Raw genomic sequence first — 24,217 nt, forward strand, 5'->3', positions numbered from 1 at the left:
CAATTATGCATATGAAGCATTCTGTCAGTAAAAATTGACCAGACTCCAGTTTTTTAATGTCGCAAATAACACAGTATTTGAAACTTTCACTAAAATAAACAAATCCTAAGATTGATTATAAAACAAATTAATAAAATAACGTAAAATATTGTCATTATCTGGATATTTTGTGCGTTCATATAGAATTAAAGTATATATCATTTAATTAACTATATTCTTAGACTTATCTGGCAGGATATTCTTAAGTTGAGTGATTAGCTGACGACGGAAATCTCCTAATTTAGGTTTATCACCTTCTATCCAAGGTAATGGCCTACATAATTCCATCGCTTTAATACCCAACCGGGCGGTCAGTAAACCTACACCGATCCCTTGAGCGGCTCTGACAGAAAGACGCGCAGCGATATCCTGCGATAACCAATCCATACCCACTTCCCGCACCACTTCTGAAGCACCAGAAAAAACAATATTCAGTAGAACAAGACGGAAGAGCCGAATACGACTGAAATATCCCAGTTCAATACCATATAGAGCTGCAATACGATTAATTAGCCGGATATTACGCCAGGCAATAAATGCCATATCGACAATGGCCAACGGGCTAACTGCTATCATTAATGCCGATTCCGCAGCACAGCGGCTGATTTCAGCCTTGACTTGAGAGTCCAAAACAGGTTGAACCCATTTACTGTACAACACCACCACTTCACGATCGTTATGTGTATCATGTAAAGCGGCCCGCCAGCGCTGTAACGCCGGGTTATGCTGTTCGATACCCGCCTGACTTGCCAACTTCTCACAAAATTCCCGCCCTTTACCCACGCCATGATGCTGCAATAACGCTCTCGCCGTATCGCGTTCCTCAGACCGCATTCTTAGTCGATAAAGGCGATGCCACTCATTGACAAGAGAACCTATTCCCGCAAAGACAATCATGCCCCCGGCTGCCGCTACACCTAATGCACTCCAATCCTGCTGCTGCCATGATTGATAAATCCACTGCACAAACTGAGCAACAGCACTCACCCCCAATAACATCAGAGAACCATATACCATTCTACGCCAGCAACTACGCTTAGGTTTCAGTGCCGCATTAACTATCCCTTCTACCTGACCTTCGCGTTCTTCAGCCTCAAGTTCCGGTGAAGCAGGACAAAAATTCGCTGTGTCTTTTTCATTAAAGATCTGAGCAGGCTTTAAAACCGGCTCTTGTGGCCCCGATAAAGATTCTGCAAAGTCAATTCTTGGCTTCAAGGGCTCCGTCATTTCACTTTATCTCCCACTAAAAATTCCAGCACGGTATCTAACCGGATATGAGGCAATGGTGTATCAACATTTACCGGGCAAGGGCTAAACTCTTCGAAAGCGAAACCCTGTTTTTGCCAGAAGTTATCCTCAGGTAAACGCCGTGGCACCTCTCCTGGAAAAAATGTCAGCGGTTTACCATCTGTAAGCCGATATCCTTTCAACGCCGGAATACTTTCACCATTGTGTTCAATCACGCCACTTTCTGTCGCTCGTACCGACGCAAGGCCAACACAATCCATGCTGATACCTTCAAAAACCGCATTTTGTCTGGCTTCCTGAATCAATTGCTGGAGTAAAGAAACCAAATTAGCATGCTGATCTGCGGTAACGTGATCGGCTTTACTGGCAGCAAACATTAATTTATCAATGCAAGGGGAAAACAGGCGACGGAAGAGCGTTCGTTTACCATAATGAAAACTTTGCATTAATTGTGTCAGCGCCAAACGCATATCATTAAATGCTTGTGGTCCACGGTTTAATGGCTGTAAACAATCTATCAACACAATCTGCCGATCAAAACGTAGAAAATGCGCTTTATAAAACCCTTTCACCACCGACTGGCAGTAATATTCAAAGCGCTGACGCAGCATACCGATATTCGTGTGTCTATCTGCCTGAGCAAATCGTGACTCAGTGATATTGTTGATATCCGGCCACGGGAAAAATTGTAAAGCCGGAGCACCCATCATATCACCGGGCAGAACAAATCTCCCCGGCTGAATAAAATGTAAACCTTGCTCTTTGCATTTAGCCAAATATTCCGTATAGGCCTGAGCAATAGCAGCCAACAGATTCTCATCCGCGGGTGCCAGTGGATCGCACTGTTTACAAAGTTCCAACCAAGGTTTCGCCCATGCAGCTCTTTGTCCCTGCAATAAGCTATTCATCTGGTGTGACCATGTTAAATAACTTTGCGCCAACATCGGTAGATCCAACAGCCATTCGCCGGGATAATCCACAATTTCCAGATATAACGTGGCAGTTTCTTTAAAATGGCGCAACAGAGAATCCCCAGAACGGTAACGAAGTGCCAGACGGATTTCACTGACACCCCGCGTCGGAGTCGGCCAGGCTGGCGGTGTGCTGTAAAGTGCGGTCAACCCTTCATCATAAGTAAAACGAGGAACGCCCAAATCACGTTGTGGAACCCGTTTTACACCCAACAAGCGACCGTCACGCACAGCAGAAAATAGCGGCAACCGGGCACCGCTATGGAGGTTAAGTAACTGATTAACCAAAGATGTGATAAACGCTGTTTTACCACTACGACTTAATCCTGTTACAGCTAACCGTAAATGGCGATCCATCCCACGATTAACCAACGCAGTTAATTCATTTTGTAGCCGTTTCATGTCTCTCCTGTGATAAATATGACGATCAGGCAATACCCGTTGCATCATTTAACTTTTCCTGCAACTCGTGCTGGCAAAGCTTCACGCTGACGCTACATCTCTTGTTTAGCCAACTTATGAGAAACCCAAACCGTGTTAGGATCATCGGCTTCATTGAGGCCCTGTTTCACTTGTTCCCGGAACCAATTATCGTGTTCCGCCGCTTCATGAGTTCGTTTCAACACTAATGACCCCAATTAGCCCAAGGCCTCCCTTAATTATTATCAAAGCTGCCTGAAACGACTGCGAACGCTGAACGTTTCCGAGGTGATATAACGCTCCATTTGGCGCAGACGAATCTCTCCCGATTTCAATTGATAATCGATTTCATTCAGCAAGTTTTGTACTGAAAAATGGTCCTCTTCGGTATAACCCGTAGGTGCCGGATCAAGGACGAAAACCAGTACAATATAAGCAACAACCACAAAACCAAACAGGCCAAAGAAGAGTGACAATACCGCGATGACACGAATCAAACGTACTGGTACATCAAAATAATAGGCCAACCCAGCACAAACACCTTTAATTTTGCCCTTTTCGGGTATTCGATACAGTTTCCGGCGGTTACCATTCGACATTATGATTGCCTCCAATCAGGATGTTCCGCATCCAGAATATCTTCCAATGTTTTGATTCGTGCCTGCATATGTTGTACCCGCTCTGCCAGACGCTGAATTTCATTCTGATCTAACTGGCTTTGGTTTGAATTCCGGCTGTTATAATGCAACCACAACCAGATGGGTAACACAAAAAGTACAAAAATAGTCAGCGGAATGCCAAGAAATATAGAGCCCATCACTTTTCCTTAAATGGTTAGTTGAGTGCGCCAACACTTAATGTTGTTCTTTATTAGCATTTATTTTAGCCTTCATTGCCGTTAACTGCGCACTGATTTCATCGTCTGCTTTTAATTCAGCAAACTGTTGATCCAGCGATTTTTGTTTTCCCATGCCCACGGCTTCTGCTTCCGCTTCCATATGATCGATACGGCGTTCAAATTGTTCGAAGCGAGCCATTGCCTGATCAATTTTACCGCTGTCTAGCTGATGACGAACCTGTCGGGAAGAGGCGGCCGCCTGATGACGCAAAGCCAATGCCTGTTGTCTTACTCGGGTTTCGCTAAGTTTGTTTTCAAGCTCAACAATCTCCCCTTTCATTCTCTCAAGTGTCTCTTCCAGTATGGTCAATTCATGTTTCAATGTATCCACTAAAGCAGCCACTTTCTGCTTTTCAAGCAGGGCTGCCCGTGCCAAATCTTCTCTCTCTTTATTCAACGCCAGTTCCGCTTTTTCCTGCCAGTCGTGCATTTGTTGTTCACCTGCGGTAATGCGGCGAGATAACTGCTTTTTCTCTGCCAAAGCACGGGCGGAAGTTGAGCGAATTTCAACTAAAGTGTCTTCCATTTCCTGAATCATTAGACGAATCATTTTCTGCGGATCTTCCGCTTTATCCAGTAATGAAGAGATATTGGCATTCACGATATCAGCAAAACGAGAGAAAATACCCATGGCAAATTATCCTCTTTGGTTAAGGTTGGTTAATACTATTCATGTCACTTCTATCCTATCAAGAGTCGTGCCAACTTTTCATTTACTTTATTTCCATGAAATATAAAGAAATTTTTTTATTTAACTTTTTATCACAACGTAATAAAGTGGCTAAAATAACCAATTATCGGTGAAAATAACCATGAATGACGCCACAGAAAACCTATTGGGTGAAGCAAACAGCTTTATTGAAATTCTGGAGCAGGTATCCGCGCTGGCAAAATTAAACAAACCCGTTATCGTTATTGGGGAACGCGGAACCGGCAAAGAGCTGATTGCCCGCCGTTTGCATTATTTATCTCCCCGCTGGCAAGGCCCATTTATCTCCCTAAACTGCGCGGCTCTGAATGAAAATTTATTGGATTCAGAGTTATTTGGTCATGAAGCTGGCGCATTTACCGGTGCACAAAAGAGGCACCAAGGAAGATTTGAACGTGCTGATGGAGGAACACTATTTCTTGATGAATTGGCAACCGCACCAATGCAAGTTCAAGAAAAGCTGTTGCGTGTCATTGAATATGGGCATCTTGAACGCGTTGGCGGCAGCCAATCATTACAAGTTGATGCTCGACTGATATGCGCGACCAATGATAATCTGCCCGCAATGGCAGCCAAGGGGCAATTCCGCGCTGATTTGCTCGATAGGCTGGCTTTCGATGTGGTTAAAATCCCACCATTGCGGCAAAGACAGCAGGATATCATGTTGTTAGCGCAGCATTTTGCTATTCAGATGTGCCGCGAACTTGATTTACCACTATTTCCCGGGTTCACTGACCAGGCAAGACAACAGTTACAGGATTACACGTGGCCCGGTAATATTCGTGAACTGAAAAATGTTGTGGAACGATCGGTTTATCGTCACGGCGAAAATTCTGCTCAACTTGATAATATTATTATTAACCCATTCGCTTCCACACCACATTTTATAGCCAATGATGATAGTAATGATTTATCTTCACAACTTCTGCCTTCACTACCCGTTAATTTAAAACAGTGGCAACATGACAGCGAACGACAATTAATAGCATTATCATTAAAAGAGAGCAGATTTAACCAAAGAAAAGCAGCAGAGAAACTACGACTGACCTATTATCAATTACGAGGCTTAATGAAGAAACATGATATCAACGTCGGCGATAAGTGATCCGGATTACAGATAAAAAAAAGCCAGCACCCGAGCTGGCTAAAAAACACTGGAAGCAATGTGAGCAATGTCGTGCCTTTCCTGAGATACAAAAACTGTTCCCCGGAAGTGCGATACAGATGATAATGGTTATCAATACGTTTTGTAAAGCACTTTATTGAGAATTTTTCTCATTATCATCCCCGCAGCGTTTTTTTGGGCTCAAGCGCGAATTGAGATACAATGTGTCAATTCTAATTAATAACAGATGCCTTATATGCGCAGTTTGATTTACTGGATCATATTATCCCTTTCAGCTCCTGCTATTGCAGAAACAATAGCTATGCCTGAAAAAAATCCCCACGTTCCGACTGACATTCAGCAACAAGGGCTTATTTATTGCGTTAATGGCAATCTGAATACCTTTAATCCCCAACTGGCTAGCAGCGGCTTAACTGTCGATACACTGGCGGCACAACTCTATGAGCGCCTACTAGATGTTGACCCTTATACTTATCGTTTACTCCCTGAATTAGCCTCCCATTGGGAAATACTGGATAACGGTGCTACCTACCGTTTTTATTTGCGCCATAATGTCTCATTTCAATCAACAGACTGGTTTACTCCGACCCGTAACATGAATGCTGATGACGTCATTTTCAGCTTTAAGCGCCTGTTTGATAAGCAACACTATTATCACAGCGTCAATGGCGGGCATTACCCCTATTTTGACAGCCTCCAACTGGCCGATTCTATTCAAAGTATCCGTAAACTTAATGAATATACGGTGGAGTTTCGCTTGAACGAACCAGATGCTTCTTTTCTTTGGCATTTGGCAACCCACTATGCCCCAATCCTTTCACAAGAATATGGGCAACAATTGCATCAAATGAATCGCCATGAACAAATTGACTGGAAGCCTGTCGGCACAGGCCCGTTTATGTTGGAAGATCATCGGACCAGACAATTTATCCGTCTGGTTCGTCATGATAAATACTGGAAAGGCAAACCACAAATGCGTCAGATAGTTATTGACGTCGGCGCCGGCGGCACCGGCAGGATGTCTAAACTTTTAACCGGTGAATGTGATGTATTAGCGTATCCCGCTGCCAGTCAGCTTACAGTTTTACGAGATGATCCTCGCCTGCGCCTGACTTTACGCCCAGGAATGAATATCGCTTATCTGGCTTTCAATACCAGCAAGCCACCACTTGATAAGCTACAGGTCCGGCAAGCCATTGCTTACGCTATTAATAACCAACGGCTGATGCAATCCATCTATTATGGTACGGCGGAAACAGCCTCATCAATTTTACCTCGGGCGTCATGGGCTTATGATAATCAAACTGAAATTACGGAATACAACCCAGAAAAATCCCGTAAAATGCTTAATGACCTCGGATTAAATGGCTTGCAATTGAGCTTATGGGTACCTTCCGCCTCTCAATCATATAATCCAAGTCCACTCAAAATGGCAGAACTGATTCAGGCCGATTTAGCACAAGTTGGTATTACCATGAGTATCAAACCTGTTGAGGGCCGCTTTCAGGAAACCAAACTGATGGATAAATCTCACGATATGACATTATCAGGTTGGTCAACTGACAGTAATGACCCAGACAGTTTTTTCCGTCCACTGTTAAGTTGTGCTGCTATCGCTTCACAGACAAATTTCAGCCATTGGTGTGAGCCAACGTTTGATAAAATTTTGCGGGAAGCTTTGATTAACCAGCAATTATTATCCCGAATTAAGTATTATCATGCTGCTCAACAAGTCCTTGAGCAGCAATTACCTATATTACCATTAGCCTATTCTCTGCATTTACAGGCCTACCGTCATGATATTAAAGGGCTGGTACTCAGCCCATTTGGTAATACCTCTTTCGCTGGCGTTTATCGGGAAAAAGAGACTAATCGAATGAATCAGAAGGGTGACAAATGATTATTTACACTCTCCGTCGTCTGCTATTGCTGATTATTACCCTGTTTTTCCTGTCACTGATAAGCTTTAGCCTAAGTTACTTTACCCCCAATGCTCCACTCAGCGGGGCATCCCTATTTGATGCTTATATATTCTATTTCAACAGCTTATTACTATGGGATTTTGGCGTATCCAGCATTAATGGTGAACTTATCAGCGGACAACTACGGGAAGTGTTCCCCGCTACAATGGAGCTCTGTATTCTGGCTTTCTCTACCGCCTTACTAATCGGCATCCCACTCGGGATTATTGCGGGAGTATGGCGTAACAAACCAGCGGATACTGTTATCATCTCCATTGCTTTAGTCGGATTTTCCATCCCGATTTTTTGGCTAGCATTATTACTGACTCTATTTTTCTCTCTTTATCTCGGCTGGCTACCCGTCTCCGGGCGCTTTAATCTGCTATATCAGATTGAACCTGTAACAGGTTTCTCATTAATTGATGCCTGGTTATCAAAATCACCCCATCGTAATGAGATGATCATTAGTGCCATGCAACACTTACTGCTACCCGTTATTACACTCGCCGTTGCACCGACAACCGAAGTTATCCGGTTGATGAGGAACAGCACAGAAGAAGTTTTTGGTGAAAACTATATTAAAGCCGCCGCAACCCGTGGTTTATCAAGGCTGACAATTATCCGTCGTCATGTATTACACAATGCGCTGCCCCCTATCATTCCGAAACTAGGATTACAATTTTCCACCATGCTGACACTGGCAATGATGACAGAACTCGTATTTAACTGGCCGGGACTTGGTCATTGGTTGGTCAGTGCCATTCGTCAGCAAGATTATTCCGCCATTTCTGCCAGTGTTATGGTGATTGGCACACTGGTGATTTTTGTCAATGTTCTGTCTGATATTATTGGCGCAATGGCTAACCCTCTGAAGCATAAGGAATGGTATGCCCTTAGATAATTTTTATCGTGAAAAGAAAATGCCGTCACCGATAAAGGTCATCTGGCGCTTTTTCTATTCTGACATGTTGGCAATGATGGGGTTTTATGGGGTGCTGATTCTGATCGCCCTAAGTCTGTTTGGTAGCTATCTGGCCCCCTATAAGCTCGATCAACAATTTCTTGGTCATCAGTTGCTGCCACCTTCATGGTCATATCACGGTAATATCGCATTTTTTCTAGGTACCGACGATCTTGGACGCGACATTCTCAGCCGATTACTAATAGGTACGGCCTCTACATTCGGTTCAGCGCTGTTAGTCACTTTAGCAGCCGCTTTATGTGGTCTGATTATTGGCTGTCTGGCAGGCATGACACGAGGACTGAAATCCGCGGTGCTCAATCATATTCTCGATACATTACTCTCTATCCCATCACTATTGTTGGCAATCATTGTCGTCGCCTTTGTGGGTGCCAGTTTGCAGCATGCAATAATCGCTATTTGGTTGGCGCTATTGCCACGTATCGTTCGCACAGTTTACAGCGCCGTTCACGATGAGCTAGATAAAGAATATGTTATTGCCGCTCGCCTGGATGGTGCCTCTAATTACCACATTCTATGGTATGCCGTATTACCAAACATTACCGCCGCCTTGGTCAACGAGCTAACACGTGCCCTTTCTATCGCCATACTTGATATCGCTTCACTTGGTTTTCTTGATCTTGGCGCCCAACTTCCCTCACCCGAATGGGGAGCCATGTTGGGCGATTCACTGGAGCTAATCTATGTTGCGCCCTGGACCGTTATGTTGCCCGGCGCGGCAATTATGTTCTGTGTCTTGTTAGTCAATTTATTAGGTGATGGATTACACCGAGCAATTAATTCCGGGGTGGAATAATGCCATTACTAGACATTCGCAATCTCACTATTGAATTTATGACTGCCAAAGGGCCAGTTAAAGCGGTTGATCGCGTCAGTATGTCACTGACAGAAGGCGAAATACGTGGTCTGGTTGGTGAATCCGGCTCAGGTAAAAGCTTGATTGCCAAAGCAATAAGCGGAGTCACTAAAGATAATCTCAAAGTGACGGCTGACCGTTTTCGCTTCGATGATATTGACCTGCTCCGTCTGACTCCACGTCAGCGCCGAAAAGTGATCGGCCACAATATCTCAATGATTTTTCAGGAGCCACAATCCTGTCTTGATCCTTCTGAAAATATTGGTCGTCAACTCATTCAAGCCATTCCCTGCTGGACATACAAAGGCCGTTGGTGGCAACGTTTCAAATGGCGAAAACGCCGGGCTATTGAATTACTCCATCGTGTGGGAATTAAAGATCATAAAGACATTATGAGTAGCTTCCCTTGCGAGTTAACGGAGGGAGAGTGCCAAAAGGTCATGATTGCTATCGCATTGGCTAACCAACCACGCCTGCTGATTGCAGATGAACCAACCAATGCGATGGAACCGACCACACAAGCTCAGATTTTCCGTCTGTTAGCACGATTGAATCAGAACAACAACACCACCATTTTACTGATAAGTCATGACTTGCAAGTCATGAGCAAATTGGTGGATCGCATTAATGTTCTGTACTGTGGTCAAACGGTCGAAAGCGCCGTTCCCGATGAATTACTGGTAACACCACACCACCCTTACACACAAGCGTTAAGCCGCGCTATCCCTGATTTTGGTAGCTCTTTGCCCCATAAAAGCAGGTTAAACACCTTATCAGGCGCTATTCCATCCCTTGAACACTTACCCATCGGCTGCCGTTTAGGTCCGCGTTGTCCTTATGCGCAAAAAACGTGTATTGAAACACCGCGGTTGCGGGTGATTAAAAACCACGCTTTTGCCTGCCACTTTCCACTGAATCTGGAGGAACAGTAATTGATTAATACTCTGCTAGAAGTCAGGAACTTGGCTAAAACTTTTCGCTATCGAACGGGGTTTTTTCATCGTCAACATCTCAATGCGGTAAAACCCGTAAGCTTTACCTTAAAAGCTAAACAGACGCTGGCGATTATTGGTGAAAACGGTTCTGGAAAATCAACACTGGCAAAAATGCTTTCAGGCGTCATCGAGCCAACTGCCGGTGAAATCATGATCGAAGGCCATAAACTCACTTACGGTGATTACAGTTATCGCAGCCAACGCATTCGCATGATATTTCAGGACCCAAGTACGTCGCTAAATCCTCGTCAGCGTATTGGACAAATTCTTGATATTCCCCTTCTGCTTAATACAGCGCTTAATACAATGGAGCGGGAAAAACGGATCAACCAGACATTGCGACAAGTTGGCCTGTTACCGGACCATGCCAATTATTATCCACATATGTTAGCCTCAGGCCAGAAACAGCGGGTAGCACTGGCGCGCGCATTGATATTACAACCTCAGATTATTATTGCTGATGAGGCATTAGCATCACTCGATATGTCTATGCGATCTCAAATCATTAATCTGATGTTGGAATTACAGGAAAAACAAGGTATTTCTTACCTCTATGTCACCCAGCATCTTGGCATGATGAAACATATCAGCGATCAGGTGCTGGTCATGCATCAAGGGGAAGTTGTTGAGCGGGGAAATACAGCAGAAGTGTTGGCTTCTCCTCTGCACGATATGACCCGCCGTTTAATCGCTAGCCATTTTGGTGAAGCACTCACCGCTGATGCCTGGCGGCAGGATATTCCTTAACATATAGAAAACGATAATCACTGCTCGGAGCAGAACGCAAAATACAGCATATTTCTCTCTAGCGTGATAGAATTACTGGGTTTATTAACAATAAAACGTCATATTGATATTGTCTCTGTGAGCAATTTTAATCCATGAATATCATTACCGGCGTTATCACACAAGGATACTGTTATGGGTTTTATGACCGGCAAGCGCATTCTGATCACTGGCGTCGCCAGTAAACTCTCCATCGCTTATGGTGTTGCAAAAGCAATGCATGACCAGGGAGCTGAGCTGGCTTTCACTTATCAAAATGACAAGTTGAAACCTCGTGTTGAAGAATTTGCTGCTTCCCTAAATTCTACTATCGTTCTGCCTTGCGATGTAGCTGAAGACGAAAGCATTGAAGTCCTGTTCACCGAACTGAGTAAAATTTGGCCAAAATTCGATGGTTTTGTTCACTCCATTGGCTTTGCACCTGCTGATCAACTGGATGGTAACTATGTCAGTTCCGTTACCCGCGAAGGTTTTAGAATCGCGCACGACATCAGCTCTTACAGCTTTGTTGCTATGGCAAAAACTTGCCGAGAAATGCTGAACCCAAATTCTGCTTTACTGACTCTCACCTACTTGGGAGCAGAGCGCTCAATCCCTAACTATAATGTAATGGGTCTGGCAAAAGCATCTCTGGAAGCTAACGTCCGTTATATGGCTAACGCCATGGGCGCTGAAGGTATTCGTGTTAACGGTATCTCTGCCGGGCCTATCCGTACTTTGGCTGCGTCTGGCATCAAAGATTTCCGTAAAATGCTGGCTCACTGTGAATCCGTTAACCCAATTCGCCGCACTGTAACAACTGAAGATGTTGGTAACGCTGCGGCATTCTTGTGCTCGGATCTGTCCGGCGGTATTACCGGTGAAATCCTGCATGTTGACGGTGGTTTCAGCATTGCCGCAATGAATGAGCTGGAATTGAAATAATCTGATTAATAATCAGTAAATTTCAACTCACAAAACAAGGCCCGAAAAGCTAGTTTTTCGGGCCTTTTATTATCAATAAAATAATATACCCGTCATCTTTCAAGTTGCCTCTTTGTTGGCTGCACTCACTCACCCCGGTCACATAGTTTGCTATGCTCCCGGGGATTCGCTCCCTTGCCGTCGCGATGCAGCTTGAAATCTATAAGGTATAGATTAATCACTTCATTAAATCATCACTAATAGGTAAAAATTAATTTTAAATCAAAATATAAAAAAACGATTAGGCCGAATTATTAAACCCTTTGTAATTAAAGAGTTAAATGATATTACCTTATAATTGTTTTACCGAAATAAAAAATATCAGCTTGTTTCCTTGCACTAATCAGTAATATGTCCTTTAATATAATCAACAACTTAATTTCATAAAATCGATTATTAGGTCAATATTTTATTTTTATTATTATTTTAACCTTTTAGTTTTAATATTATATTTCATGCTTTCATACAATTTAATCATATTTATTATTTTAGCAAGGTGCATAAAATGAAAAATGATTTTTTAATTATATCCAATATGTTTAAATCAATTACCAATATAAAATTACCAGAATGCCTGAAACATTATGATCTATCCCAAGAAATTGCAGCTTCTTGGAATGAATTCAGTGGATCATTATATCGCTGGCCATCAGCACTGGAAGATTATGAATATGCATATAATTCCGATGAACAAGATATTGATAGAATCATTAAAAATATACACAAAGCAACAACTTATTTAGGTTCACTTAGCAGTGGATATTTAGGTCATGGTTATATTGCCAGAGTCAATCATGCATTGAAAGAAATTGAATCAGATTTTAGTAAGCTAAACGATTTCATCTCAAAATTACCACAACCATTTGAAATATCTCAAATTAATTTTGAAAGCAAGAAAAACTTCGCAGAAAAGACACATATAAAAATACAACAATTATTAAAGAATATTCCCGATGGAGAAGATAAAAAACAAATATATAAACTCTCTTTATTGATGGAAGAAATCACTTTAAACATACCAGATATTTCATTTAGTCTTAGAAATATAAACAATTCAGTCAATAAACTTAATGGACAAATAAAAGCAATTAATAATAAATAACGTTTCATAATTCTGCTACACATAGCCTTATTCAACCCATTGTTATACATAGAATTATGGGTGGCATAAGATGTAGCACTATTTTGGAATCTTATTTATTTACAATGAGTTAGTCGAAAACTTTAATGAAGAAAATAAAAAAGATATTTTCACGAGAAACTATAGGCAATGCATGGTCTATTTTAGTGATTTTACAAATAAATTCAATTTATTTTCCTATGATTACAAATCATTTAACAAAAATAATATATTAATTATCTTATAATCAATATAAGATGAATTTTTGCAACTATCAATAATCGCCATTATTTATTCCATATAATATAACCAGTTGTAAAATATGCTATATACCCGTCATCTTTCAAATTGCTTCTTTGTTGGCTGCACTCACTCACCCCGGTCACAGAGTTATCTATGCTCCCGGGGATTCTCTCCCTTGTCGTCGCGATGCATCTTGAAATCCATAGGGTATATTTCCATCTATCGTGGTAGTATATATCAAGGCTATAGCAATGCCTTACTGAGTTCCTTTGTTCTATTATATCGAAAATTTTTAAGGAGCCATACATGAAACTTTATTACCAACCTGGAGCTTGTTCTCTCTCACCTCACATCATACTTCGTGAAGCAGGGCTTGATTTCAGCGTGATTAAAGTTGATCTGAAAACTAAAAAAACGGAGAACGGCGACGATTTCTTCGCAACCAATCCAAAAGGCCAGATACCCACTCTTCTGTTAGATAACAATGAGATCCTCACCGAAGGCTCTGTTATTGTCCAATATATTGCCGACCAGAAACCGGACAAAAAATTAATTGCGCCAGCCGGAACGATGGAACGATATCGTCAACTTGAATGGCTTAGCCATATTTCCAGCGAAATTCATAAAGGATTTTCGCCTCTGTTTTTTCCAGGAACACCAGAAAATTATCGTCCTGTTGCGATTAATAATCTACTGAGAAAATTCAAGTACATAGATGAAGTATTAGCAAAACAGCCATACATTGCCGGGGAGCATTTTACTGTTGCTGACGCTTACTTATTCACTCTCAGTAATTGGGCACCTTTAGTGCAATTGGATCTATCTGATCGGGTTCATCTTAAAGCTTATCAAGAGAGAATTGCAGAACGTCCAAATGTTCGTGATGCACTGAAAGCGGAAGGGTTAATTTGATTTACAGATAAAAGAACCGTTCCACACAATATCAGTGGAACGGTTAAATATCTTTACCCGTCTTTCAAGATGCATCTTGAAATCCATTGGGTATTAATCTAACTGTATTGCCCAAAATTTATGATTAGGTGCCACCATTCTGTCCTGAGCAGCCACAATCTGTAGTTCGTATTCGCCCATCTCTTTGGTTGTTACCATCACTTCATAAACCGCAGCAGCGACATGTTCGAGGGCGGTTTGTAAAGACTCACCTTTTAATAGATTAACCAATAGCAAGCCGCTGGTTAAATCACCAACACCCACTGGCTGCCGTTCGCCAAAGTCCACCAAAGGCCGACTCACATGCCAGCTATGTTCTTTAGTCACTAATAGCATTTCAAAACGATCAGTCCGATAACCCGCGCGACTAAGGTGTTTAACCAGTACAATATCCGGCCCTTTATCGCATAGTGTCCGAGCAGCCACAACAGCCTGTTCTACATTAGTCACTTTCTGCATACTGAGTGTTTCAAGCTCCAGCAAATTTGGCGCAATGATATCACTTACAGGAAGTGCATCTTTACACAAAAATTCAGCCACCCCAGGCACAACAATACAACCTTTTTCTGGGTGCCCCATAACGGGATCACAGAAATACCAAGCATCAGGATTCACCGCTTTTACCCGTTTTACTATATCGATAATATGGCCCCCTTGCTCCGCTGAACCGATATATCCACTCAGTACTGCATGACAAGATTTGAGCTGTTCAATTTCTTCTATGCCCTGAACGATTTCTGTAAGATGGTTAGCTGGCATAACACACCCTTTCCATTGAGCATATTGGGTGTGATTTGAAAACTGTACGGTATTCAACGGCCATACGTTTACCCCCATCCGACGCATAGGGAATTCCGCAGCACTGTTGCCAGCGTGACCAAAAACAACATGAGATTGAATTGAAAGGATATTTTTCACAATGACGGCCTATATTTTTATTCTGGCTTCTGTTTATAAGATTAAAGTCATAGTAAGAAAAAGGACAACATTTGTTGCCCCATCATAATGCAATATTAGTTATTTCCAGCAGATCAAACAATCGTGTTTTTTACCACGACGCAGCAGGGTGTAACGATCAAACAGACGGTTACTGTCAGTAAACAGATATTCAGGTTCAGATTGTTTTTCACCATTAATTGCGACAGCGTTGGAACTGATCATCGTACGCGCCTGACCACGAGAAGGTACCAACCCGGCATTAACCAAAGCTTGTTGCAAATCTGCACCTTTTTCCAACTCAATTACCGGCATACCATCCTGCGCCAATTGAGCAAAATCCGCTTCGGTCAAATCAGCAGCAGCTCCGGAGAATAAACTTTCTGTAATCCGTTTAGCGGCTGCTAACCCCTCTTCACCATGCACCATACCGGTGACTTGTTCTGCCAACACGTACTGAGCACGAGGAGCTTTACCGCTATTTTTATCTTCTTCTTCCAAAGCATCAATATCTTCAAGATTCATAAAGGTAAAGAATTTCAAGAAGCGATAAACATCAGCATCCGCAGTGTTAATCCAGAATTGATAGAATTTGTATGGACTGGTTTTCTTCGGATCTAACCAAACAGCGCCACCTTCTGTCTTACCAAATTTAGTGCCATCAGATTTCGTGATCAATGGAACGGTCATGCCAAATACTTGTTTCTGGTTGATACGACGCGTTAGATCAATACCAGAAGTAATATTCCCCCACTGGTCAGAACCACCAATCTGTAACTCAACACCATGTACTTCATTCAGGCGAGCAAAATCATAGGATTGCAGTAGATTATAAGAAAACTCAGTGAAAGAGATACCCACATCATCACGGTTCAAACGCTGTTTAACCGCCTCTTTGTTAATCATCTGATTAACTGAGAAATGTTTGCCGATATCACGCAGGAAAGTCAGAACATCCATGTTGCCAAACCAATCATAATTATTGGCTGTTTTAGCGCTATTTTCGCCACAATCAAAATCGAGGAAAGGTGAAACTTGTCTACGAATTTTCTCCACCCACTCTTTAACGGTAGCTTCAGTATTCAATTTACGTTCAGTGGCTTTGAAACTTGGATCACCAATCAAACCCGTAGCTCCACCAACTAACGCCACGGGTTTATGCCCGGCTAGCTGGAATCGTTTTAAACACAGCAAGGGAACCAGATGCCCCAAATGCAAGCTGTCAGCGGTCGGATCGAAACCACAATAGAGGGAGACAGGACCCTGCGCCAGTCTCTCCGCTAACGCATTCTCATCCGTCACCTGGGCAATGAGGCCCCGCTCTTGCAGTTGTTTTATCAGGTTATTGCTAGACATTAATGACTCCATCAATTTGTGTATTTTGTCTGTTGTATAAATCGCGATTTAAAAAGAGTGCGGCATATACCCGTTATCCTTCAAGTTGCCTCTTTGTTGGCTGCACTCGCTCACCCCGGTCACATCGTTACCTATGCTCCCGGGGATTCACTCCCTTGCCGTCGCGATGCATCTTGAAATCCATAGGGTATAGGATAAAACGCCAATACTATAAGTGCTAGTATTAAAAATGATAATCCACGATTTATGGTGCAAGCCTGTCAACATGCCAGATATCGCCTTGCCGTTGATAAATAAACCGATCATGGAGCCGGTTTGCACCACCTTGCCAAAATTCAACAGAATCAAAGGTCACTTTGAATCCCCCCCAAAAGCTAGGCAAAGGCACCTCACCATTCAAGAATTTCTGTTTCAATTCAAGGAACTTCCCTTCTAAAACACCGCGTGCGGAAATACGGGAAGATTGTTGTGATGCCCATGCGGCAATCTGGCTATCTCTAGGACGGCTATGGAAATATTTCACCACCTCAACAGGAGAAAGTCGTTCCGCTTTACCAAGAAAAGAGACTTGCCTTTCCAAAGGATACCAAGGGAAATGGAGGCTGATTTTGTTATTGTGCGCCAAATGTTTCGCTTTCCGGCTGCCTAAATTTGTATAAAAAATCAGACTATTTGTATCAAAATGCTTCAATAACACAATACGTTGATACGGTTGACCATTCTCATCGACCGTCGCTATAGACATTGCTGTGGGATCACTCAACTTAGCGTCACATGCTTGATTAAGCCAACGCTCAAAAAGTTCGATGGGCTCTTCAGTCAAATCCTTACGTCTTAACCCACCACGAATATATTCACGGCGTAATTCTGCGACATCAAATTCATTATGTTCTGACATTAACGTAGCTCTGTTCATGACTCACTAAATACCCAATAGCTTATCATTGTTATTGATTAATAACAGGATAAATCGCTCCTAAAATAGTTTCAGTACTCGCACCGGTAACAGAGGGTAAATTCCCTGGCACACCTGACATTGTACGGAATGCTAACCAAGCAAATGCCAGTGCTTCCATATCATCACCGCTTAAGCCATATTTATCTGTCGGGCAAACCTCCGTCCCCGGTAATAAGGCAGAAAGTCGACTCATTATCTGCGGGTTACGTGCGCCACCACCACAAACCAACAGACGTTCACATCCACCACTCAACATAATTTGCTGTGATACAGACGCTGCTGTCAGCTCGGCCAGCGTTGCCTGAACATCGACAGGAGATATGTCAGGAAAGTTAACTAATTGCGCCTCCAACCAACTCATATTGAAATACTCCCGGCCTGTACTTTTAGGGGCTGGTCGTGAAAAATAGTGATCAGAAAGCATTTGTCCGAGCAATTTGTTATTAACAACACCTTTTCGTGCCCATTGCGCATCTTTATCATAAGGTTTTTTCTGATGACGCCATACCCAACTATCCATCAGCATATTACCCGGACCTGTGTCATACCCTTTGACAGGTGATCCAGGTAATAGCGTCGTTATATTGGCAATACCACCGATATTGAGAATTATCCTTCGTTCTGTCGAATGGCCTAATACGGCGAAATGAAAAACTGGAACTAATGGCGCTCCCTGCCCACCATATGCCATATCCCTCCGACGAAAATCGCCAACCACAGTTATTCCAGTCAAAGCCGCAATACGGTTATTGTCGCCAAGTTGCATAGTGAAAGGCGTATGACTATCTGGCTCATGCCAAACGGTTTGCCCATGACATCCCACAGCAGTAATATCACTTGTGGTTAACCCTGTTTTAATCAGTAAGCCTTGTACAGCTTCAGCGAATAAAGAACCAAGTTCATAATCCAACCGACCGATTGCCGATAATGTCGTTTGCTGCCCTTGACAGACTGCGAGAATTTTCTGTTTTAATTCGTATGGGAATGGATGCGAATAACTGGCTTGCTGAGCAACAACTTTATCATTGATTGCGGCAAGCACCACATCAACGCCATCCAGACTTGTACCCGACATTACACCAATATAACGACCTGACTTCATAACCATTTAATTTGCCTTCCTGCTTAGAATCTGTCTTGATAAAATCAGAAACCATGCCAATAACTATAAAGCGCAGTGGTTTTGGCTGTATATGACTAATAGACAAACGAAGGAATAAAACCTGAGTTTTGGAAACAACTTCACAAAAAATGCTGAATTTTTCATTAATAGCTATTTCTTTTAAAAATCTCTATTGACGTTTAATATATGTTTAGCACTAGATTGCTAATGTACTGATATTCTATTTGAATAAACTTTTTATTACTTATTGCCAATGCCGGTTGTTAGCCTGATTGCCCAGTGAGCTATCAGATTTCCGCAGTCAGGCATCGAAATTAGGAGTTACTATGTTTAAGCACTTTTTAGTTAGCGCGGTCGCCGTTGCTTCATTATCAGGCTGTGTCAACACCGATTCTCTTTCTGGTGATACCTACACTGCTGGACAAGCTAAGCAGGTCCAAACTGTCTCTTACGGCACAGTTGTTTCTGTTCGTCCTATCAATATTCAGGCGAGCAGCAATGAGAATGTATTAGGCGCGATTGGTGGTGCAGTTCTAGGAGGCCTTGTTGGTAATACTATTGGTGGTGGCAGTGGCAACACATTAGCAACTGCCGCCGGTGCGATTGCCGGTGGTGTCGCGGGCCAAAATGTTCAGGGAGCTCTTAACACAACTAAAGGTGTAGAACTCGAAATTCGTCGTGACAGTGGTGAAAGCATCATTGTTGTTCAAAAACAAGGCAAAACACTCTTTCATAAAGGCCAACGTGTAAGAATCGCAGGCCAAGGTAGTAATATTACTGTTTCACCTCGACAATAAGATATAGATAAGAAAACCGTGACTTCATTTTAGTAAGTCGCGGTCTTCTTTCATCCGGTTAGCATTTCATGGATATCGTCATTACTATCTATTTTGTAATTGGATAATATTTTGCTCTAACTTCTGAACTAAAGTGGAAAGAAAAGCAAGTTCCTCGCGTGAAATACCTCCCAGAATCTCATTTCTTGTGGATTCAATAACACCATCTAACTCCCTAATAACCGATGCAGAATCTTCAGTTAGCTTGATTCTCTTTGCACGACGATCATTGGCACAAGTATGCCGGGTGATAAGTTTTTTTTCCTCAAGCTGATCTAATGTCCTGACTAAAGATGGTTGCTCGATACCGATAGCTTTCGCCAACTGTATCTGAGATTGCTCCTGAGGTAACCGGCTAATATTGTATAACGTTACCCAATGAGTCTGAGTTAATTCTAACGGCTTTAAACGATAGTCAATTAAAGCTCGCCAAATACGAACTAACCGTGCCAGATCTGATCCCAATGTAGATTCCAATTGTCCCTCCTTAAATAACTAGCCTACTAAACATAACAGCCAAATTTTTCTAAATCAGGCTAACTAGCCTTAAAAAGTATATATAACTTCTGTATAATCACAGTAAATTCTTAGTAACTAACTAATTCAGGTAACTATAACCAAGAATAACTAAACTTAATTTAAACTCAGAACAAACAATTAACATACAATATTTTTACCACAAAAACTATCAGAACTATCAGAACTACGAATACAAACAAACAGAAACCAATAAATATCATTCAATACTTTATTCAAAGTACTATAAGAATAGCTGTCATCTAAATGCTAAGCTATCTATTTTTACATTAATGTTGTTTTTATTTTACATTTATCACACAATCAAGCTTAAAATTCCATTTAAAACATAAAGTTATGAAAACATCAAATAAGCTCACTTAGCCTTTCCGTTAATCAAGAAATAAAAAAATAACAAACAAAATACTTAAAATTATAGTAGAACATTTATAACTTTGCCAAAAATATAACCCTATATAAGTAAATCATTGAATTGTTAATCCCAATAACCTCAAAAATCGATAATTAAAACAGTGATGGCTGCTCAGGTGGTTCTTCATCTATCTGATTTTGTGCTCTCAATGCGCGTAAATATCTTTGCCGGCACAGTCGCAATACTTCACGCTTTTGCCCATCTGACATTTTCATCCAATTAAATCTTTCTTCCCGGCTGCGATAACACCCCAGACAAAAACCCCGCTCATTCGCCTGACAAATTCCTCGACAAGGACTGGGAATAGCAAAAAACTCTAGTTGCTCAGCCATCACATCCCGTTTCCTATACAATTCACATACTATATTTAATTATAAACCTAGATAAGAATAAATTATAATTATGGACAAATTGAACTGTAACCGTAAGACACGTTATAGTTAGTGGTTTTTGTGCGATCTACCGCACAAAAATATTGGTAAAACCATTAAATTAGAGGTAATTATGCGTTTACTCCATACCATGATCCGTGTTGGTGATCTACAACGCTCCATTAATTTTTACACTGAAGTGTTAGGAATGCGCCTGTTGCGCACCAGTGAAAACACCGAATATAAATACTCACTCGCCTTCGTTGGCTACGCTGATGAAAGCGAAGGAGCAGTAATCGAGTTGACCTATAATTGGGGAGTTGACCATTACGAAATGGGAAATGCCTTTGGTCACATCGCATTAGGTGTTGATAATGTCTCAGCCACTTGCGAATCTATTCGCAAAGCAGGTGGTAACATTACCCGTGAAGCGGGTCCTGTAAAAGGCGGAACAACCATTATTGCTTTCGTTGAAGATCCAGATGGCTACAAAATTGAACTTATTGAAAACAAAAATGCCAGCAACGCTCTGGGTAACTCAATCTGATGTCTGACAAAAAAGAGCCAAACGTCCTTAGTGGACGTTTTAGAGGTTATTACCCTGTTGTTATTGATGTTGAAACTGGCGGTTTTAATGCCAAAACAGATGCATTACTTGAAATTGCCGCCGTTACACTGGAGATGGATGGTGAAGGTTGGCTAACGCCTGGCGAATCACTTCACTTCCATATTGAGCCATTTGAAGGAGCCAACCTTGAACCAGCAGCCCTAGAATTCACCGGCATTGATCCATTAAATCCGCTACGTGGGGCAGTGAGCGAATATGAAGCTCTACACGCTATTTTTAAAATGGTTCGTAAAGGGATAAAAAATAATCATTGTAATCGGGCAATTATCGTTGCTCACAATGCTAACTTCGATCACAGCTTTGTTATGGCTGCCGCGGAACGCACCGGACTAAAACGAAATCCGTTTCATCCGTTTGCAACTTTTGACACCGCTGCTTTAGGTGGTCTGGTGTTAGGACAAACAATCTTAGCAAAAGCCTGCATCACAGCCGGTATCCCATTCGATAATAATCAGGCTCACAGTGCTTTATATGATACTGATCGTACCGCTGAATTATTCTGTGAAATGGTCAACCGTTGGAAACAACTTGGTGGCTGGCCATTAGCAACAACAGCAGAAAAAACTGGATAAATAGCTGAATGGCTAGATTAATATAATCAAATCTAAACAATAATCCCCCCATATATCAACATATGGGGGGATAGCATAATAATCTATACCCGTCATCTTTCAAGTTGCCTCTTTGTTGGCTGCACTCGCTCACCCCGGTCACATAGTTACCTATGCTCCCGGGGATTCACTCCCTTGCCGTCGCGATGCATCTTGAAATCCATAGGGTATATAAGTAATTAAAAAATTACTCTTTCGCGTTTTCGTCCTGAGAACGATATTTATCAGCAGTTTCTTTGATTAATGTTTGTAACTCACCACGCTGATACATTTCAATGATAATATCGCATCCACCTATCAACTCACCTTCCACCCAAAGCTGAGGAAAAGTTGGCCAATTAGCATATTTTGGCAATTCTGCACGAATATCTGGATTTTGCAAAATATCTACGTAAGCAAAACGTTCACCACACGCAGATAAAGCCTGAACCGCCTGCGCAGAAAAGCCACAATTTGGCAATTTAGGAGAACCTTTCATATACAATAAAATCGGGTTTTCTTTAATTTGGCGCTCAATCTTCTCTATAGTAGTCGTCATTTTTATTTCCTTTAAACCAACAGTCTGTTGATAACCAACATCGTCACAATATTGCGGAGAATACCATTTTCTCTCACTAATATGTATCCTGATCTCTTCGTATCCTGACACAGATGACATGATTTTCACGGTTATTTATTGTAGAGGTTGTTAAGATGACAGACACAATGGCGGCAGAAAAACAAAGAGCAGATAAAGAGACTATCTGCCCAATTTCCTTTCAACGTAAAGCCCAATTTTTAAATCATCTAACCCGTTCAAAACATCAGGCAAAGATCAAGCAAAGAGCGGCAAAAATGGCAATCATCACCAACGTGCTGACAGCAGTAAATAAACCAAGCTTCAAATCGGTATTCATAGAGCCTCCTCAGAATAAAAAGTTTATAACGACAAAAACCAGTCTATTGAGATGGTTAATTGCCCTTACATAAGGAAAAGTATAAATAGCGATTACCACACATTTTATAACACTGATTATTGCTTTCACTTTTGAGCCAGATCAGACAAAATCCAGGATTTATCGCTAACTTATTGCTAGTCCTTTTATGTAAAGGGCTAGCAAGCGATTAACAAAGCGTTTTAAATTTAGACCAAAAGGTCAGGAGTCTTTCACCTCATGGCAACGATCAAAGATGTGGCTAAGCACGCTGGCGTCTCAACCACCACCGTATCCCATGTTATTAATAAAACCCGCTTCGTCGCTGAAGATACTAAAGCTGCTGTTTGGACTGCTATTAAGGCACTGAATTATTCACCCAGTGCCGTTGCCCGCAGTCTGAAAGTTAACCACACAAAATCGATCGGATTACTGGCAACGTCCAGTGAAGCCCCCTATTTTGCTGAAGTCATTGAGGCTGTTGAAAACAGTTGTTATAGCAAAGGCTATACGCTGATTTTATGTAACTCACACAATAACATTGATAAACAGAAAGCCTATCTAGCCATGCTGGCACAAAAACGTGTGGATGGACTGCTAATTATGTGTTCAGAATACCCGGAACAATTGTTGGGAATGTTGGAAGATTATCGCAATATTCCAATGGTCGTCATGGATTGGGGACAGGCCAGAAGTGATTTCACCGATACTATTATTGATAATGCATTCCACGGCGGTTATCTAGCTGGCCGTTATCTTATCGAACGTGGTCATCGTGATATTGGTGCGATCCCCGGCCCTCTGGCACGAAATACCGGTGGTGGTCGTCATCAAGGATTCTTAAAGGCGTTAAAAGAAGCCAACATTCCGATCAGAGAAGAATGGGTTATTCAGGGGGATTTTGAACCAGAATCGGGCTATAAAGCCATGCATCAAATCTTGAATCAAAAACAGCGCCCGACTGCGGTTTTCTGCGGCGGAGATGTTATGGCTATGGGAGCGATTTGTGCTGCTGATGAATTAGGATTACGCGTCCCACAGGATATTTCTGTCATCGGTTATGACAATATACGCAACGCTCGTTATTTCTCTCCGGCATTGACCACCATTCATCAACCAAAAGAACGACTGGGGCAGATGGCCTTTTCCATGTTGCTGGACAGAATAATCAATAAACGTGAAGATGCACAAACTATTGAAGTACATCCACGCTTGGTTGAGCGACGTTCCGTCGTGGATGGTCCATTTATCGACTATCGTCGTTAAT

Annotated in this window: 28 protein-coding genes; 14 read left to right on the plus strand and 14 right to left on the minus strand. The window is 42.0% G+C overall.

Annotated elements, in window-relative coordinates:
* Positions 1-201: 201 nt before the first annotated feature.
* From CKY02_RS01235 to pspA, 6 genes are all read right to left on the minus strand, one after another.
* Complete coding sequence (locus tag CKY02_RS01235) at positions 202-1,266, minus strand: YcjF family protein (protein WP_112893920.1); 1,065 nt, start codon at positions 1,264-1,266, stop codon at positions 202-204.
* Positions 1,263-2,660: a YcjX family GTP-binding protein gene (locus CKY02_RS01240; protein WP_112893921.1), complete on the minus strand. Its 1,398-nt coding sequence runs from the start codon at positions 2,658-2,660 to the stop codon at positions 1,263-1,265. The genes CKY02_RS01235 and CKY02_RS01240 overlap by 4 nt, the downstream gene beginning before the upstream one ends.
* 92 nt (positions 2,661-2,752) lie before the next feature.
* On the minus strand, positions 2,753-2,884 hold the full coding sequence (locus CKY02_RS26110; RefSeq protein WP_274382138.1) for a hypothetical protein: 132 nt from the start codon (positions 2,882-2,884) through the stop codon (positions 2,753-2,755).
* A 39-nt stretch (positions 2,885-2,923) separates the two neighbouring features.
* On the minus strand, positions 2,924-3,277 hold the full coding sequence (pspC, locus tag CKY02_RS01245; RefSeq protein ID WP_112893922.1) for an envelope stress response membrane protein PspC: 354 nt from the start codon (positions 3,275-3,277) through the stop codon (positions 2,924-2,926).
* A complete protein-coding gene (pspB, locus tag CKY02_RS01250; RefSeq protein WP_011146806.1) occupies positions 3,277-3,495 on the minus strand; it encodes an envelope stress response membrane protein PspB in 219 nt (72 codons plus the stop codon). The genes pspC and pspB overlap by 1 nt, the downstream gene beginning before the upstream one ends.
* Positions 3,496-3,532: 37 nt before the next feature.
* Positions 3,533-4,207, minus strand: a complete 675-nt coding sequence (gene pspA, locus CKY02_RS01255; RefSeq protein WP_112893923.1) for a phage shock protein PspA — start codon at positions 4,205-4,207, stop codon at positions 3,533-3,535.
* A gap of 181 nt (positions 4,208-4,388) precedes the next feature.
* On the opposite strand from pspA, the gene pspF reads away from it, so the two are divergent.
* From pspF to CKY02_RS01295, 8 genes are all read left to right on the plus strand, one after another.
* A complete protein-coding gene (gene pspF, locus CKY02_RS01260; RefSeq protein WP_112893924.1) occupies positions 4,389-5,390 on the plus strand; it encodes a phage shock protein operon transcriptional activator in 1,002 nt (333 codons plus the stop codon).
* A 256-nt stretch (positions 5,391-5,646) separates the two neighbouring features.
* Positions 5,647-7,311 carry an ABC transporter substrate-binding protein SapA gene (gene sapA / locus CKY02_RS01265; protein WP_112894014.1) on the plus strand — a complete coding sequence of 555 codons (1,665 nt, stop codon included), beginning with the start codon at positions 5,647-5,649 and terminating at the stop codon, positions 7,309-7,311.
* Positions 7,308-8,273, plus strand: coding sequence for a putrescine export ABC transporter permease SapB (gene sapB / locus CKY02_RS01270; protein ID WP_112893925.1), 966 nt, complete (start codon positions 7,308-7,310; stop codon positions 8,271-8,273). The genes sapA and sapB overlap by 4 nt, the downstream gene beginning before the upstream one ends.
* Entirely contained in the window at positions 8,260-9,150 is an 891-nt protein-coding gene (gene sapC, locus CKY02_RS01275) for a putrescine export ABC transporter permease SapC (protein ID WP_112875792.1), read from the plus strand. The genes sapB and sapC overlap by 14 nt, the downstream gene beginning before the upstream one ends.
* The gene (gene sapD / locus CKY02_RS01280; protein WP_112893926.1) at positions 9,150-10,142 is read left to right on the plus strand and encodes a putrescine export ABC transporter ATP-binding protein SapD; all 993 of its coding nucleotides are present in this window, start codon (positions 9,150-9,152) and stop codon (positions 10,140-10,142) included. Before sapC ends, sapD begins: the two co-directional genes overlap by 1 nt.
* A complete protein-coding gene (sapF, locus tag CKY02_RS01285; RefSeq protein ID WP_112875790.1) occupies positions 10,143-10,952 on the plus strand; it encodes a putrescine export ABC transporter ATP-binding protein SapF in 810 nt (269 codons plus the stop codon).
* 174 nt (positions 10,953-11,126) lie between these two features.
* On the plus strand, positions 11,127-11,915 hold the full coding sequence (fabI, locus tag CKY02_RS01290) for an enoyl-ACP reductase FabI (RefSeq protein WP_011146814.1): 789 nt from the start codon (positions 11,127-11,129) through the stop codon (positions 11,913-11,915).
* Positions 11,916-12,459: 544 nt separating this feature from the next.
* Positions 12,460-13,056 carry a hypothetical protein gene (locus tag CKY02_RS01295; protein ID WP_240001969.1) on the plus strand — a complete coding sequence of 199 codons (597 nt, stop codon included), beginning with the start codon at positions 12,460-12,462 and terminating at the stop codon, positions 13,054-13,056.
* Positions 13,057-13,361: 305 nt separating this feature from the next.
* On the opposite strand, the gene CKY02_RS23415 is transcribed toward CKY02_RS01295, so the two are convergent.
* Complete coding sequence (locus CKY02_RS23415) at positions 13,362-13,625, minus strand: hypothetical protein (RefSeq protein WP_146747377.1); 264 nt, start codon at positions 13,623-13,625, stop codon at positions 13,362-13,364.
* Here CKY02_RS23415 and gstA point away from each other — a divergent pair.
* Positions 13,624-14,229: a glutathione transferase GstA gene (gstA, locus tag CKY02_RS01300; RefSeq protein WP_112893927.1), complete on the plus strand. Its 606-nt coding sequence runs from the start codon at positions 13,624-13,626 to the stop codon at positions 14,227-14,229. The genes CKY02_RS23415 and gstA overlap by 2 nt on opposite strands.
* Positions 14,230-14,322: 93 nt before the next feature.
* Here gstA and pdxY read toward each other — a convergent pair whose 3' ends face one another.
* From pdxY to anmK, 4 genes are all read right to left on the minus strand, one after another.
* Entirely contained in the window at positions 14,323-15,186 is an 864-nt protein-coding gene (gene pdxY, locus CKY02_RS01305) for a pyridoxal kinase PdxY (protein WP_112893928.1), read from the minus strand.
* A gap of 99 nt (positions 15,187-15,285) precedes the next feature.
* Positions 15,286-16,560: a tyrosine--tRNA ligase gene (tyrS, locus tag CKY02_RS01310; protein ID WP_112875785.1), complete on the minus strand. Its 1,275-nt coding sequence runs from the start codon at positions 16,558-16,560 to the stop codon at positions 15,286-15,288.
* A 244-nt stretch (positions 16,561-16,804) separates the two neighbouring features.
* Complete coding sequence (pdxH, locus tag CKY02_RS01315; protein WP_112893929.1) at positions 16,805-17,458, minus strand: pyridoxamine 5'-phosphate oxidase; 654 nt, start codon at positions 17,456-17,458, stop codon at positions 16,805-16,807.
* 49 nt (positions 17,459-17,507) lie between these two features.
* Complete coding sequence (gene anmK / locus CKY02_RS01320) at positions 17,508-18,620, minus strand: anhydro-N-acetylmuramic acid kinase (protein ID WP_112894015.1); 1,113 nt, start codon at positions 18,618-18,620, stop codon at positions 17,508-17,510.
* A gap of 347 nt (positions 18,621-18,967) precedes the next feature.
* Here anmK and CKY02_RS01325 point away from each other — a divergent pair, with 347 nt between their 5' ends.
* Positions 18,968-19,438, plus strand: coding sequence for an outer membrane lipoprotein (locus tag CKY02_RS01325; protein WP_112893930.1), 471 nt, complete (start codon positions 18,968-18,970; stop codon positions 19,436-19,438).
* A gap of 84 nt (positions 19,439-19,522) precedes the next feature.
* On the opposite strand, the gene slyA is transcribed toward CKY02_RS01325, so the two are convergent.
* Both slyA and CKY02_RS01335 read right to left on the minus strand, forming a co-directional pair.
* Positions 19,523-19,954 (minus strand): transcriptional regulator SlyA, encoded by a 432-nt coding sequence (slyA, locus tag CKY02_RS01330; protein ID WP_112875782.1) that lies wholly within the window; start codon positions 19,952-19,954, stop codon positions 19,523-19,525.
* A 564-nt stretch (positions 19,955-20,518) separates the two neighbouring features.
* The gene (locus tag CKY02_RS01335; protein WP_112875781.1) at positions 20,519-20,758 is read right to left on the minus strand and encodes a DUF1289 domain-containing protein; all 240 of its coding nucleotides are present in this window, start codon (positions 20,756-20,758) and stop codon (positions 20,519-20,521) included.
* 172 nt (positions 20,759-20,930) lie between these two features.
* Here CKY02_RS01335 and gloA point away from each other — a divergent pair, with 172 nt between their 5' ends.
* Both gloA and rnt read left to right on the plus strand, forming a co-directional pair.
* The gene (gloA, locus tag CKY02_RS01340; protein WP_112893931.1) at positions 20,931-21,344 is read left to right on the plus strand and encodes a lactoylglutathione lyase; all 414 of its coding nucleotides are present in this window, start codon (positions 20,931-20,933) and stop codon (positions 21,342-21,344) included.
* Entirely contained in the window at positions 21,344-21,997 is a 654-nt protein-coding gene (gene rnt, locus CKY02_RS01345; RefSeq protein WP_112875779.1) for a ribonuclease T, read from the plus strand. The genes gloA and rnt overlap by 1 nt, the downstream gene beginning before the upstream one ends.
* 226 nt (positions 21,998-22,223) lie before the next feature.
* On the opposite strand, the gene CKY02_RS01350 is transcribed toward rnt, so the two are convergent.
* Complete coding sequence (locus CKY02_RS01350; protein WP_112893932.1) at positions 22,224-22,574, minus strand: Grx4 family monothiol glutaredoxin; 351 nt, start codon at positions 22,572-22,574, stop codon at positions 22,224-22,226.
* A gap of 155 nt (positions 22,575-22,729) precedes the next feature.
* On the opposite strand from CKY02_RS01350, the gene CKY02_RS01355 reads away from it, so the two are divergent.
* A complete protein-coding gene (locus tag CKY02_RS01355) occupies positions 22,730-23,005 on the plus strand; it encodes a hypothetical protein (protein ID WP_112893933.1) in 276 nt (91 codons plus the stop codon).
* A 185-nt stretch (positions 23,006-23,190) separates the two neighbouring features.
* Complete coding sequence (gene purR, locus CKY02_RS01360) at positions 23,191-24,216, plus strand: HTH-type transcriptional repressor PurR (protein WP_112875776.1); 1,026 nt, start codon at positions 23,191-23,193, stop codon at positions 24,214-24,216.
* Position 24,217: the final 1 nt, after the last annotated feature.

It is taken from the genome of Photorhabdus bodei, from assembly GCF_003287735.1.
GTDB classification, from domain to species: domain Bacteria; phylum Pseudomonadota; class Gammaproteobacteria; order Enterobacterales; family Enterobacteriaceae; genus Photorhabdus; species Photorhabdus kayaii.